The organism is Pantoea sp. EA-12 (genome assembly GCF_030053355.1).
Taxonomy (GTDB): Bacteria; Pseudomonadota; Gammaproteobacteria; order Enterobacterales; family Enterobacteriaceae; genus Pantoea; species Pantoea vagans_C.
In genome coordinates, this window is sequence record NZ_JASGBY010000003.1 from 200,887 (window position 1) to 215,687 (window position 14,801).

Below are 14,801 nucleotides of genomic sequence, written 5' to 3' on the forward strand. Positions count from 1 at the left end.
AAATCACCACTTTCCATAAGGGTAGGTTTTTCCTCTGATAGCAGAAAGTAATTCTTGAGAAGATGAATACCCATTTTTAAATGCCGTTTTATTCTTGCAAGTCGTCAACTCATGGTCACTTACCGTTTTAATATCACCAATAAGAATATTATTCTCACCGGGCATGTTAAACCAGGCTCGTACTTTTCCGCCAGGGGCTAAACCGATGACCATATTATCATGGAAATATGGCCCTATCGAGGCGGGCATTGGCGTACGCATCATAGACCAAACCTTTGGCGGAAATTCGATTGTTGTCTGATATACTTTTTTATCCACCAACGAGTCCCAGCAAAACTGCATCCATTGCGGCGGCATCTTTCCCTTATTAGAAATGGCAGAGCGTCGACGAATATCACGCCTCCATGAATTGACGCTTTCTCTGTCTTCAGTAGTTAAATCAGGTAATGGATTAGTGTTTAGGTAGCCATCTGTATCAAGAAACCGTACAAATGTTACTTCTGCAAATAATGCTTTAGGATAAATGAAAACATAGCTCCAGTTTTTGTACGGTAGTGGTGGATTTTTTTCCTTAGCGTAAGAGAATGAAACCCACAACATAAATAAATAATAAATCGGAACTTTTAGCAGAAATTTAGTCATTGAAGATTCCCGTTAATATCATAAATCGCTCTTTTCCAATTATCGCAAGGCCTGTTGACAAAGCCAATTAACCAATATTAACAAGAGTTATAGAATCTAATTTTTAGCATCATGTAACGAGTAGTGAAAATCACCATTTCCCGTAAGGATAGCTTTTCCCTTCCACAAACTTTTTAGCCGCAGCAGACAATTTATAGCCTCCTTTATAGGCCCCAATATCTTTACAGAGGGTTAAATCATTGCCGCTTACAGTTTTTCCTTCGGCTATCTGAATATTTTCACCACCAAGAATGCTTGGCGTATTGAACCAAGCTCGAACCTTACCTTCGGGAGCAACGCCAATAACCATATTATTGCGATAATAATCACCTAAGGGCGTAGCTATAGGTTGACGCATCAACTTCCAGACCTTAGCTGGAAATTCCAAGGTTGTCTGGTAAACTTTCTTATCCACCAAAGAATCCCAACATATTTGTATCCATTGTGGTGGCATTATACCTTTGTTAGCTATAGCAGTACTCCTCAGTATATTCTTTCTCCAAGAGTTGACACTCTTACTGTCCGCAGTCGTGAGATCAGGCGCGAAATTTTGATTCAGATAACCATCAGTATCAAGAAATCGTACATAAGTCACTTGGGCAGGAAGATAGCTTGGATACACAAAAACATACGTCCATTCACCGTAAGGTAATGGCGGGTTTTTTGGGGCAGCAGGACAGACATAACTAAAGAATATTGTACAAAGAAAAATATTCATCTTAAGGGGCATGCTCATCAATTACACTCTCCTACCATTAAGATCAAAACAGGATCTTTTCCATTGCTCGCCGGGCCGATTCACAAAACTAATTAATTCAGAAGCTTTTACTGCACCTGTTATTTTCCTCTTACTATCGAGCATTACACTATTCCAGTTAGCAGAGCAGTGAATATACTTTCCTAAAAGATCCATATCTTCACATGAAAGTTCACCTACAGAACCACCGAAACGAATCGCTCTCGATTGAATTAACATTTTTTTAAATACTGAGAGTAATTCATCAGGAACTGGATACAAACTTTCTGCTTCTTGAACGAAATAAACACCAGCATCTTTTGCAGCATCAAGCATAATATTTAATGGAATCGTTGAAAGGGCATTGCTCACCTGTCTCTTTAACGTAACAGCGGCACCAACCCTTTTCTTAATACCAAAATCATTTTTTGAAACAAAATCATCTGACCAGGTTTGGACGGAAACATTTGCATTTGTCATTAACGGACGAATGTTATCATACATTTTTAATTTTAACTGTTGATCAATTGCATCTTTATATGCCTGTGTTTCATCATCCGGAACCCCTCTATTTTCAACAATAAAGCGAGGCCGACTAATAAAATAAAATTCTTCCTCGATAGGATTATATCCCCCACCGATATCGGAATGCACTCCCGGAATTGATAACTCTGGATAGCCGGGCTTCACACTATTCAATGAAAAATTATAACGGCATTCATGCATTGCTACCAATTGGAAAACATAATCAGCCACACCAACAGGCAAATAAAGATCAGCATCGCCGATATTACTATCGTGAACATTAAAGCCATCAGTAATACTACCAATAGCTGCAACTGTATCAAATAGGCCTAAAAATCTATTTTTCAAATTTGACGATAAAAGATTAACACCACAACTTACATCATCCAGAGAGCGAGTAACTGCTTGAATAATAGCTCTATCATTTTTATTTACTCTATTTGCAAAATGACGAGCTGCGGCTGCACCACGACTGAAGCCAAAAATATCAAATTTGATATTGGATATGTTCTTAACATGGATTTCATTAAGTAATGATTTCAATCCTTTATTAATCTCATCAATCGCAAAATCAGTATTCCCCACTACCCCTTCATCCAACAGTCCAAGCGCCATACTGATTTTGCTGTCTTTGGAATCATTGCGTGTCCCTATACCTGGTACATATACTGCGAGCTGAACACTGTTATCTACAACTTCGTTGCCTAAATACATCTCATGTAAATAATGAATGTTAGTGTAATAGCCATCATAGCTCGTTCTGCCAATATCACCAATCTTACCAAAATCATTTGCCCGGCACTGTTTCATTACAGAAATAGCTTCTTCATCGTTAAGGCCCTGCTCATTTGCAGTACAATTATCCAATCGGGATCGAGTATTAACAGCATTGTTCCCTGTCCCATCAAAAAATACGCCAATAACCAAGGTAATGGCGTCAACTCCAGAGTTCGGCTTTTTAGTTGCTTGTGCATGCTGTTCAGGTTCAGCTTCTGTCACAGCTGAAGATGACAATGTTGTTTTTGATGCCTGCCCAGGTGAAATCACAGTATGATTGGAGCAGCCGCAGGTAACAGCACTGCCATGAACAGCAAAAGGAATGCCGTTAACTTTAGTGCCCGCCATTCCAGCACCTGTTGTAATAGTACCGGTCTGCTTACAAGCGGGGCACCAGACTTTATCTCCCTCACGCGCGACTGGCGTGCCATGCACAGTATGATTGTCCAGCCCCTCAAGAATTACACCTCCGGTGCTGGTCTTGTCGCCTTTTAACGCTACCGGTTTGCCATTTAATGTAGGTCTGTTCGCCATCGTTAATGTCCTTATTTGAGAAGGGAATTTAATTAATGGGAGATGAGCTGTTAACAACGCAACGGAAAGTCATAGCGAGGGGTAAATCTCCATCATTATCAGGGCTCATGTTAGTTCTTACTACAACAATTCCTCGACCTGGGCCTGATATTTCATCTCCACGCATCACTTTGGTATGCTTACCATCGTAATTTTTCCACGTTGGATTTACAGGGCCTTGAGGATCAATTTTTGATGAGTGTTGATAATAATTTGGATCATACCAATCTTTAACCCACTCAAATCCATTCGTACCCATATCATATAACCCAACTGGATTTGCTGGGTAACTCCCTACTGGTAAAGCACTCAGGGAGCCAATAGCTATGTTGTTTTTTTTAGCCCAAACATTTCTATCTTTAAATGTTGCAACATTATTTTTTTCTCCATTAACATGCCATTTCCCATCATCAGTTGGTACAACCAGATATTTCCCCTTACTACGAGCCGCATATTCCCACTGAGCTTCAGTGGCTAATGAAATCGGCAATTTCGATATCCCGGCCAGCCATTCACAATATCCATTTGCTTCGTACCAGTCAGCATGAGCTGGCATATTTGGTATTTTATTCAACGAGTCCCATTCACTTTGCATCAAAGAATTTTGCCGATTTTTTTTACCAGCCTGTTTCAAATAGTATTGGTACTGTATATTAGTAACTTGATATTTACTTATTGAATATGAACTAAGCTCTACTTCATGCAATGGCTTACTATCTTTCTTAGAGTCTAAAGGTAAATGTTCTTCATAATGTTCAACGCCGAAGTCTCCCATCATGAACGTTCCACCTTTTACAAATAACAAGTCCGACTTCACTTTGGTAATGAAAATTGACGTAACAGTCTTATCTTGCACGATTGGATCTGAGGGAATTTTATCACATCCACCTAAAGTCAATAAGCAGATTAACGAGGAACATAAGCGAACTATCATTATCTTTACCCGAAAAGAAGGCTGCTATCATAATTTTAAAAAATCACTGCACCGGAGATGGACTATTTACAACACAACGAAATGTAAATGACATTGGCAAATCACCATCATTATCTGGTGACTCGTTCGATCTACTAACTGTTATCCCTTTACCTGGATTAGAAAGATCAATATTCCTAACTACTTTGGCGTATTTACCATTGTAATTTTTATAAGTAGGATTTTCAGGGCCCTGAGGATCTTTCACTGGGGAGTGGCTGTAATATTTTGGGTCATACCAATCTTTAACCCACTCTGATCCATTACCTGACATATCAAAAAGGCCTAATGGATTTGGGGGGTATTTATTTACCGGCATGGTAGTCAGCGATCCAAAAGAGAGGTTATTCATTTTAGCCCATTCTTTTCTGTCCTTCGTAGTGCCAATATTAATGCCTCGACCATCATTTTCAACTTTCCAGGTTCCATCATCAGTTCCTACTACTCTGTATTGACCTTGACTTCTTGCCGCGTACTCCCATTGAGCTTCTGTCGCTAATGAATATGGTAAATGTGTGATATTTGATAGCCAAGTGCAATATTTTTCTGCCTCATACCAATCAGCATGAGCAGGCATATTTTTTATTTTATTAAGACCATCCCAGTCTCTTTGAATTATAGTGTTTTTAGTTTTCCTCATTGGCGATCCATTCGTTTTGAGAAAATACTGGAACTCTTCATTAGTTGTTTTATATTTAGAAATGGAAAATCCATCCAACTCTACATTATGTAATGGCTTGCTGTCACTATTGGCATCTAAAGGAAGATGCTCTTTATAATGCTCAACACCAAAATCACCCATCTGGAACGTCCCTCCTTCGACGTATACAAGATTAGAGTTCACTTCAGAAATGAATGTTGAAATCGCAAGCTCTTTATTTTCCATTGAATCTGATGAAAAATCATCACATCCAATCAATGACAATAAAAGGATTAAGTGGATAGACAATCTCATCATCATTTATTACCCCAAGGAATAAGCACTCCTTATTTAATACATCACTGCACGGGAGTTATGGAGTTAACAACACACCGAAATGTATTTGCTATTGGCAGACGACCATTGTTATCTGGTGATTTATTATTTCTCACCACCGACTGCCCTCGCCCTGGCCCTGATACTTCATCTCCTCTCATTACCTTAGAATGTTTTCCATAGGGATTTATCCAAGTGGGTGTGTCCGGCCCTTTAGGATCTTTCTTGGCAGAATGTTTATAATAGTCAGGGTCATACCAGTCACTTACCCATTCAAATCCATTACTACCCATGTCATATAAACCCAATGGGTTAGCTGGATATCGTCCTACAGCTATTGCGCTAAGCTCCTCAACTGCTATCCCATTTTTCTCAGCCCAGTTTGAACGGTCTCTGTCAGTAGGGACGTTACCCCCATTAAGACCATCGACTTTCCAGGTCCCATCATTTGTCGGAACCACCAGGTATTTTCCCCGACTACGTGCCGCATACTCCCATTGAGCCTCAGTAGCAAGCGAGAAAGGCAATTTCGACTCTTTTGCAAGCCAACTACAGTAATTATTAGCCTCATACCAATCACCGTGGGCTGGCATGTCACCAATTTTATTTAAAGAATCCCATTCCTCTTGCATCTCTGGGGAACTTCGCATTTTCCCTCCTGATTTTTTTAAATAAAATTGATATTCAGAATTCGTAACTTAGTATTTGCTAATTGAGTAACTGCTTAATTCAACTTCATGAAGTGGCTTGCTGTCTTGATTCAAATCCAGGGGATAGTGTTCTTTGTTATGTTCAACGCCAAAGTCTCCCATCATGAACGTCCCACCTCTGACGTATACCAAACTCGACTTTACTTTAGTAATAAAAGTCGACGTAGCAACCTCATCTTGCAACGTTGAATCTGAAGATAAATTATCACATCCACTCAAAGGAAATAAGCAGATAAATATGACACATAAACGCATAGTCATTTTAACCCATGGAAGACAGGAACCCCTGTAAATGAAAATTCATTGCACTGGATGCGGGCTATTAACTACACATCGAATAGTATAGGAAATTGGTAAATGGCCATTATTATCAATAGTTCGACTTTTTCTGGTTATGGTCGTTCCTTTTCCTGGATCCGAATATGATATACCTCTTGCAACTTTCATTGCTTTCCCTTCGAAATTTTTATATTTATTCTCTTCAGGACCCTGAGGATCTTTCATTGATGAGTACTTATAGTAGTTGGGATCATACCAATCCTTTACCCACTCATAACCATTACCCGACATATCATAAATACCGAGTTGGTTCGGTGGATAAATCCCTACTGGTAAAGCAGTTAATGTTTTCAATGAAATATCGTTTTTTTCGGCCCATAACTTCCTATCAATTAATGTCGAAAAGTTTATGCCCCTTCCATCTTTATCAACTTTCCATGTCCCATCATTTGTTCCTACTACTAGAAATTTTCCTCTGCTACGAGCCGCATACTCCCATTGAGCCTCAGTAGCCAAAGAAAACGGTAAATTAGTTACCTTGGCTAACCAGCTACAATATTGTTCGGCTTCTGTCCAGTCAGCATGTGCTGGCATATTATTTATTTTGTTTAGCCCATCCCAACCTTTTTGATTAATTATATCGCCTGCTTTTCTTAAAGTTAAATTTTCATAGCGAAGAAAATATTGAAACTGTTCATTTGTTGTTTTAAATTTCGCAATTGAATAGCTACTTAACTCAACTTCGTGTAATGGTTTACTGTCACTATTGCTATCAATAGGTAAGTGTTCATCCAAATGCTCAATACCAAAGTCCCCCATTTGAAACTTACCCCCTTGGACATATACAACATTCTCTTTAATGTTTTTCGTAAATTTTGATAATGAATCGTTTTTGCTCTTCGCTCCTTCATCACGCATTGAATTATTATCACACGAAACCAATAAGAATGAAGATATAACGAACAGTTGCAAATTGATTTTCATTTCACCCCTAAACATTATATGTCCTTTTGTCACTCAGTGGATTAGAAGAATTACCATTAGGATAATATGGATTGGAGTTAGTATTAAGAAAATACTCTTGAGTATTATTCATTACCAGAGCATAACCCCACGAAATATTTGTTTTGATTCTCGCGTAGATTTGATCAAGTTCATTTGTGAGGCTTAATTCTAACTCATCGAATTCATTGGACCTGTTCCATGATTCGTCAAGAAACGCTCGAATTTCTTGTTCGACCTCATTAATGGTTATTCCTATTATAGTAGAACCGTCATAAGTTCGATGTTGCATAATTTGGTTCCATTCACTTTTAGTTTGTATGCTGTGAAGAATGTTTATTATAGCTTTCTTTCGTGATGCATAGATTTCAAACATTGGCCCATAGGCTTTATGGTCAAAATGGTCATAAACCCCGTGTCTAGTTAATAGGTAAAGAAGTATCCCCTTTGCTTCTGGCGTGTAATCAAGCAAATTCAATGGGTTGGAATTTATATTGTCAGCCAACTGATTTCTCTTTCTTGAGGAAGAAAGTCCATTCTCAGCATCAGATATCACCGACGAAACATAACTATTAAACTTATCATTAACATCTTCAACATCTTCTACAAATTTATTTACCTCCTCATAAACGCTATCCTTAAGCTTAGACACTTGTAAAACACATAAGCGTGTAAAGGTTTTAAATGCATCTTCTGCAATAACTTCCAAATAGTGGTAGTTCAAGGCGAAGAGTTGATATATTAACCATGAAGCAAAATTCTTAAAATGCTCGTACCCTACTTCACAAATAAATGCCCCTTTTGCACCCAGTCCAAAACAGAGACTAGCAGCAATTTTGAAGCCGAATTTGCCGTTGATGAAGTCACACTGGAAAGTAGCTCCTGCCCCTAAACCCGCCAAACCAGCGATACTGCTGCCAATGGTGCAAAAATCCACATACTCAGCAGCGGCTTTTTTATCATCAGCGCTGGCATGGCGCTGATCGAGGGAGGACAATGGCTCTAACCATTGCATGCTGCCTTTCAAAAATGCCTCGGCACGAGCACCACCAAAAGCTTCAGCGTTAATACTGACGCCTTCATCATTATCATTCATTTGCTTTTGGAATTTTGCACCAGTCGTTCTTCTTTCAGTAAAACGCGGCAGCTTGTCACTTTTCTTACCTGTAAGAACCTGCTTAATACCGTCTTGACTCATAAAGGTCGTGACTTGCAACTGTGCTTCAGCTTGTACCGAAGCGCCTACAAAGCCAACCAAGTCTGTATTCAGAATCAACCTGAGCATGCCCATATCGATGGGTGAACTGGATTCTGGTTCATATTTCAGTGGCCAACCTACTCGGTCGGGATAAAAGCACTTAGCGTTAACCGTTCCGGAAGCGACGTTGACAACGGCGCTGGCTTCCCCTTTATAACTTACCTTGCCATTATTGGGGTCCCATTTGCCTGACATTCCAACATTTGAAGTGAAGCGTAAAAATTGTGCGCCTGCCGAAATATCAATGCTATGTGGTTTGCCATTTTCGTCACTACCAAGACAATCGTTCCAACTTCCGGCCCACTCGACAAGCGTTTTGTCTATATCGATAAAATCAGCTGGTTTTGGCAACTTAACATCTTGTTTTTTTGGCTTAGGTATTTTCAAATCGGTTAGTTGCTTACGTAGTTTTTTTAAGTCAACTCGCCCGTTCTGATAAATGCTTTCACCTGCTGATGTTCTGTCTTTGCCACTAATTTTTACGTTATGTCGTTTCCCTGCACCCAGATCGTCATAATAGGTTTTCTGCACATAAACATATCGACTGCCTGCCAATGCTCGGCCACCCCGGTTTGAAGTCCCTTTGATGGGGATTAGCTCAACCACATCTTTATAGCCCGCACCTTTAGAATCAAAATCACCTATACGTTTGCTTAATTCTTTTTGAGTGGCCGCTAATTCATCCTGTGCTTTTTGCACCGCCTTTTCAGCCTCAGACAATTGATTTTTTTTGTCTGGCTGAGCGTATAACAAACCATACTTTTCAATGAGTGAGGAGTAGTTTTCATTCGCTTTGTGGTGATTGTCTACGCATAATAGTAAATCAGTCCAGTGCTCATCAAACTCATGACTAGCGGACTCTGCCAACAAAACCAACTCTTCTGTGTCAGGTCTGAAATAAATCAACGACGATTCATGTTCTACTTGAACGACACTGTTTTCACTTTTATTCAGCTGTCCTTCCGCTGCTGGCGTAGCTTTATCTGTCATCTGCAGTCCCTGCCCTGTTATTCAAAAAAGAGGTTAATTTTTTGTTGTTCCAGACCAAAGTGTGATTGCGTATAGCCTTCAGCATCTGTCACACCGCGAACCACCGTTCCATCTTCGCTTTCAATACGATAAGGAACATTAGTTTTTGGCTGTTTCGAGGTTTTATCAATTACCTGGAATCGCTCACTCATCGGATTCTGGAACTCAGGGTCAGCAACAGTCATGGGTTGTAGCGCTTGTTCGAGTGATGCCGAACCACCCCAACTGAGGTTGTCATTCTTGATATTGACGGCGCCAGGCGCACCCAACTCAATTGATCCATCTTTGATTTTGATATAAGCACCGCCGTTACTGACCAGCGTAATGCCTTGGGCCGCGTTGAGCGTGATTTCTCCATTCACGCTGTTGACGCTTAGCGCCTGATCAGACTGCAACTGCATCGTGTCGGTTTGTGCCTGAATCGCCACCGGGCCACGCGCTGCAAATATTTTTATGCCCATTTTCTGTGCAAACAGGCTAATTGCCTCGCCTGCTGCAACGGTAAAGCGCTTCATAATGCTGAAGTCAGCATTGGCTCCGGCGGTGGTTGTGAGATTTTTACCTGCAGTCATTTGCATATGCTGCGGCGTGGTTACCGCCACACCTGCTGGCGCGCTGGCGAGCAATGCTGAACCACTTAACTGGTTCAGTTCAGCCTGTAAGGCTTGTTGAGCCGCAATGTCGGGCGTATCTGCGCCCGATGTACCGACGCTCTGTGCTAACGCCTTTGCCAAGGCTAAAGCGTTATTCAATTGTGCAATAGCCGCCTGCATATCCAGTGCGTTTCCTTGCCCTTTGGGTTGACCATCCGCACTAATAAACAGCCCTTTCCCTGCACGAATCGCGCCCCAGCTGTCACTGCGCAGTTCAAAGCCTTCGCCACGCTGGGTGCGTTCACCATCGACTAAATGGCCAAGGTTTAGCTGGCTTTTACCGCCGTATTCGGTAGAGAGTTTGATGTGCTCTTTGCCGCGCTCATCTTCCATGCGCAGCTTGTTGTTGGCCGGGGTGCGAATCACGTTGCGCTTATGGTTGGCAGCGCTGACATGATCTTCATTGCGCGAGTCGTGCAGCGCATAAGCGATATAAGGACGATCGGGATTGCCCGCTTCGAAGGCGATCGCCACTTCGGTGCCCGCGATCAGCGGCATATGCCAACCGTAAGTATCGCCGCTGTATGGTTTGGCCAGACGCACCCACAGGCTTTCGTAACCGGTTTTCCACTGTGTCAGGTCGAAGTCAAACTTCACCTTGTAGCGACCGCTCTCATCCAGATGCGCGTAGGTGTCATTTTCCGTCACGCTGGTAACGCGTGCCTGCAAGGTCCCAGCGATGGTAGGGCGTTTGAGCAGTGGCGGGCGGTAGCCCACAGTTTCGCTGTAAGGAATACCTTGCCAGCTGAGCGTAAATGACGCGTCACGGCCGCCCTGAGCGCTGATGGCGGTGATCACTACGCCCGCGGTAAACAGCGGTGGCACATCACCGATGATTTCCAGCATCTGCCCTGGTTGCAGTGAAGCCGCGTTGCTGGCACCGCTCAGTTGATGCTGGGCGTTGAGCAAACGTTCGTGGCGCAAGCGGGCAAAGAAGGCCCCGGTCTCGGTTTCGGCGTCCTGCTGCGCGCCTTGCGTCAGGTAGTTATCACTATAGCGATAGACTTCGCCATAAGCGGTGCTGTCGGCACCGGCATCACCCTCGGTGAGCAGGCCGTTTTGTGCATCACGATAGTTGTAATCTTTGACTTTGACCGCCTGGCTCACCACCTGGTGGCTGCTGCTAAGCTTCCACACCGATTCGGTGGCGCCGTCGTTCATGCCCGAGAGAGCGCGCAGCGGCAGTGACACATCAAACTGATAGAACTGCTGATCGTCAGCGAAAATCACGATCTCTTGCTGCATGCGGCTATCGGCTGCAAAGCGATACCAGATGCCCACTTCAGACAGCAGACGCTCGATAAACGCCAGATCCGATTCTTGCCACTGCATCACCTGTTCGCGACGCGGATAAGTGCCACGCAGGCGGAACTCAAATTGCCAGCCTTCAAACTGGTGATTGTCACGCAGGATTTGCTCAACAATCTCCGGCACCGACTGGTTCTGGAAAATCGCCGGACGGCTGGCATTGCCCAGCAGCGCCAGTCGAGGCTCCAGCGTGACCTGATAGCGGGTTTCATCCAGCGAAGAAGAGAGGCGCTGGAATTGAGTGATCACGCCATGCACGGTACGCGGTGATTCCATGCCTGGCAGAGAAAAACCCGCGAGCTGCATACCCGGCGCATTGAAGCTGAAGCTGGCGTTTTTTAGCAGCATCTGTTGCGGCGTGATGCCGCTGTCGAGGCTGCTAAAAATGATCTGATAAGCATAAAGACCACTCAGCGCTTCATCCCCTGTAAAGGATTCCACATCCAGCGCCGCTGCACCGCCCTCCACCGTAAGGTCATAACGGTTCATCGAGCCACTTAAGGTCTGGCCGATTTTTGTCGCGATATCTGCCAGCGCCATTATGCGTTCTCCCCATGCTGTGCCGTCAGGCTCAGGGTGATGCCGGTTTCATCATCGAAGCCCAGCGTCAGGTGCGTCGGTTTCTCCTGCTGTGCCAGTTGCAGCAGCAGCGTTTGCGACAGCACTGGCAAAATCTGTTGGTTCAGCAAGCTGTCGATGTTGCGCGCGCCACTGTCCGGTAGCAGACAAGCGCTGACCAGCGTGTCATACAGGCTCTCTTCGATGTGGCACTGCAGGCCATAGTGACGTTGCAGTCGTTTGGCGACCTGCCCCAGTTTGATGCTGACGATTTCGCGCAGCGCCGCTGCATTGAGTGGGCGATAGATCACCGTCTGGAATCGGGCCAGCAGCGCAGGCTGGAAGTGATCGCGCAGGATCGGATGCAGCAATTCATTAACGCTGCTGGCCGGAGCTTCCGGCTGCTGCTCCAGCAGTGCCATCAGTTCATCGCTGCCGAGGTTGGAGGTCATTAAAATCACGGTGTTGCGGAAGTCGATTTCACGCCCTTCGCCATCGCGCATCACGCCACGATCGAACACCTGATAGAACAGGTTGAGGACATCGCGGTGCGCTTTTTCCACTTCATCCAGCAGCACCACGCTGTAAGGGCGCTTGCGCACCGCTTCGGTGAGAATGCCGCCCTGGCCGTATCCTACGTAACCTGGTGGTGACCCTTTCAGCTGCGATACGGTGTGTGCTTCCTGATACTCAGAGAGGTTGATGGTGATCAGCGCACGTTCACCGCCAAACAGCGTGTCGGCCAGCGCCAGCGCCGATTCGGTTTTACCCACGCCGCTCGGTCCCACCAGCAGGAATACCCCCAGCGGGCCGTTTTCTGCCGTCAGGCCGGTTTTCGCGGCACGCAGACGCTGAGCCATCGCGTGCAATCCGGCATCCTGGCCAATCACCCGTTTGCCCAACTGCTGTTCCAGTTCGAGCAGGTTGGTCTGTTCATCTTTTAGCAAACTGCCCAGCGGCACGCCGGTCCAGTCGGCAATCACTTCTGCCACGCTGCGCGCATCCACATCCAGCGACAGCAGTGGCGCGTTGCCCTGCAGCGTAGTGAGTTGCTGCTGCAAATCGCTTAAGGTTGCGCCCTGCTCCGGCTGCTGGCGAGCTGTAAGGATCTGCTCTGCCAGCGTTTTTTCCTGCTGGAAGCGCAGTTCAAGCGCGGAGCATTGGGTTTGCAGCGCACTGCGTTGCTCCGCCATTGTGGTCAGACGCGTGGCATCAGCTTGTGGATGGAGTGCCAGATCGTCCTCAATCGCCTGTTGTTCCATCGCCAGTGCCGCGAGCTGCGCCTGCAACTGCATCAGCGCTTCTGGCTGCGTGTCGAGGCTCATGCGCACACGCGCACTGGCGGTATCCAGCAGATCCACCGCCTTATCCGGCAGTTGGCGGGCGGTGAGGTAACGACGCGACAGCGTCACTGCTGCCTGAATCGCCGCATCCTGAATGTGTACGCCATGATGTTGTGCATAGCGAGATTTCAGGCCGCGCAGCATCAGAGTGGCGTTGGCGTCATCCGGCTCATCCACTTTGACCATTTGAAAGCGACGCTCCAAAGCGGCATCGCGTTCGAAATACTGTTTGTACTCTGACCAGGTGGTAGCGGCGATGGTGCGCAGTTCGCCACGCGCCAACGCGGGTTTCAGCAGGTTAGCGGCATCCGCGCCGCCCGCCTGGTTGCCCGCACCGATAAGGGTGTGGGCTTCATCAATAAACAGCAGCACCGGTTCAGGGGATTGCTGGACGGCATCGATCACGCTTTTCAGGCGCCGCTCAAACTCCCCTTTCACTCCCGCACCTGCCTGCAAAAGACCCAGATCGAGGGTGCGCAGTGAGACCGGTTTCAGGCTTTCCGGCACGTTGCCCTCGGCAATGCGCAGCGCCAGTCCTTCTACCAACGCGGTTTTACCCACACCCGGCTCGCCGACCATAATCGGATTGTTTTTGCGGCGGCGAGAGAGGATATCGATCATCTGGCGGATTTCATTATCGCGGCCCAGAACCGGATCGATGTTACCTGCACGCGCCTGCGCGGTGAGGTCGTGGGTAAACTTGTTCAGTACCTGCTGCAGCGCGTCAGACAAGGTCTGTTTGCCGTTCAATGCGGGTGGCGCGTTGTCATCCGCCAGCACCGTTGCACTCTCCGCCAGCGCCTGCTGTTCGGGGCGCTCTTCTGACTGAGCATCCAGCAGCGGACGCAGTCGTTGCAGTTGGGTAGCGCTCAAACTCAGTAGCGGCCAGGCCTGTTGCGCGTGCAGCCAGGCCGGTTGGGTGATCAACGCCTGCAACAGATGTGCAGAGCGAATCGATGTCGCATTCTCTTCCAGCGAGGCCACCAGCCAGGCGGATTGCAGCAGGCCACTGAGTGCGGAAGAGAGCTGAGGGCGCTGGGTGACGCTGTGCGGCAAGGTCTCAAGATGGCTGAGCAGCGACTGCCACAGCCCATCCAGATCCCACTCATAGCGGCGGGCTACGGTGACGATATCGCCTTCACCGCTTTCCAGCAGTTTCAACAGCCAGTGCTCCACGGTAATTTCCCGGTGTGCGCGGGTTTGGCAGAGCGCGGCGGCGGCGTCCAGCGCCCGGGCGCAAAAGGGGTTTAGTCGGCGAAGTAAAGCAGGTGAAGAGATATCCATAATAGTCCCGTCCTATGGCAAAAAATCGGGGCATTCATCGTGTTGCGCCATGGCTACCGCACGACCGAGGATCGTTCGTTGGGGTAGAACAGCAAGTTGCGCGATGAATCCAGTCACTGACGCATCGATGTCAATG

9 protein-coding genes and 1 pseudogene are annotated in these 14,801 nt (G+C 45.9%); all 10 read right to left on the reverse strand.

What is annotated here, in order from left to right; translation table 11 throughout:
* Positions 1 to 3: 3 nt before the first annotated feature.
* The 10 genes and pseudogenes from QMZ30_RS06145 to tssH all read right to left on the reverse strand — a co-directional run bounded on the left by QMZ30_RS06145 (position 4) and on the right by tssH (position 14,665).
* Positions 4 to 642, reverse strand: a complete 639-nt coding sequence (locus QMZ30_RS06145; protein ID WP_283226726.1) for a DUF2931 family protein — start codon at positions 640 to 642, stop codon at positions 4 to 6.
* 130 nt (positions 643 to 772) lie between these two features.
* Positions 773 to 1,417, reverse strand: coding sequence for a DUF2931 family protein (locus QMZ30_RS06150; protein ID WP_283226727.1), 645 nt, complete (start codon positions 1,415 to 1,417; stop codon positions 773 to 775).
* A 3-nt stretch (positions 1,418 to 1,420) separates the two neighbouring features.
* Entirely contained in the window at positions 1,421 to 3,253 is a 1,833-nt protein-coding gene (locus QMZ30_RS06155) for a type VI secretion system family protein (protein WP_283226728.1), read from the reverse strand.
* A gap of 28 nt (positions 3,254 to 3,281) precedes the next feature.
* Positions 3,282 to 4,226: a formylglycine-generating enzyme family protein gene (locus QMZ30_RS06160; protein WP_283226729.1), complete on the reverse strand. Its 945-nt coding sequence runs from the start codon at positions 4,224 to 4,226 to the stop codon at positions 3,282 to 3,284.
* Positions 4,227 to 4,269: 43 nt separating this feature from the next.
* Positions 4,270 to 5,226, reverse strand: coding sequence for a formylglycine-generating enzyme family protein (locus tag QMZ30_RS06165; RefSeq protein WP_283226730.1), 957 nt, complete (start codon positions 5,224 to 5,226; stop codon positions 4,270 to 4,272).
* Positions 5,227 to 5,264: 38 nt separating this feature from the next.
* Positions 5,265 to 5,927, reverse strand: a pseudogene (locus QMZ30_RS06170) (formylglycine-generating enzyme family protein); the annotation flags it as partial.
* A 324-nt stretch (positions 5,928 to 6,251) separates the two neighbouring features.
* On the reverse strand, positions 6,252 to 7,214 hold the full coding sequence (locus tag QMZ30_RS06175; RefSeq protein WP_283226732.1) for a formylglycine-generating enzyme family protein: 963 nt from the start codon (positions 7,212 to 7,214) through the stop codon (positions 6,252 to 6,254).
* Positions 7,215 to 7,221: 7 nt separating this feature from the next.
* Positions 7,222 to 9,480 carry an ATPase gene (locus tag QMZ30_RS06180; protein WP_283226733.1) on the reverse strand — a complete coding sequence of 753 codons (2,259 nt, stop codon included), beginning with the start codon at positions 9,478 to 9,480 and terminating at the stop codon, positions 7,222 to 7,224.
* 17 nt (positions 9,481 to 9,497) lie between these two features.
* Complete coding sequence (locus QMZ30_RS06185; RefSeq protein ID WP_283226734.1) at positions 9,498 to 12,020, reverse strand: type VI secretion system Vgr family protein; 2,523 nt, start codon at positions 12,018 to 12,020, stop codon at positions 9,498 to 9,500.
* Positions 12,020 to 14,665 carry a type VI secretion system ATPase TssH gene (gene tssH / locus QMZ30_RS06190; RefSeq protein WP_283226735.1) on the reverse strand — a complete coding sequence of 882 codons (2,646 nt, stop codon included), beginning with the start codon at positions 14,663 to 14,665 and terminating at the stop codon, positions 12,020 to 12,022. Before tssH ends, QMZ30_RS06185 begins: the two co-directional genes overlap by 1 nt.
* Positions 14,666 to 14,801: the final 136 nt, after the last annotated feature.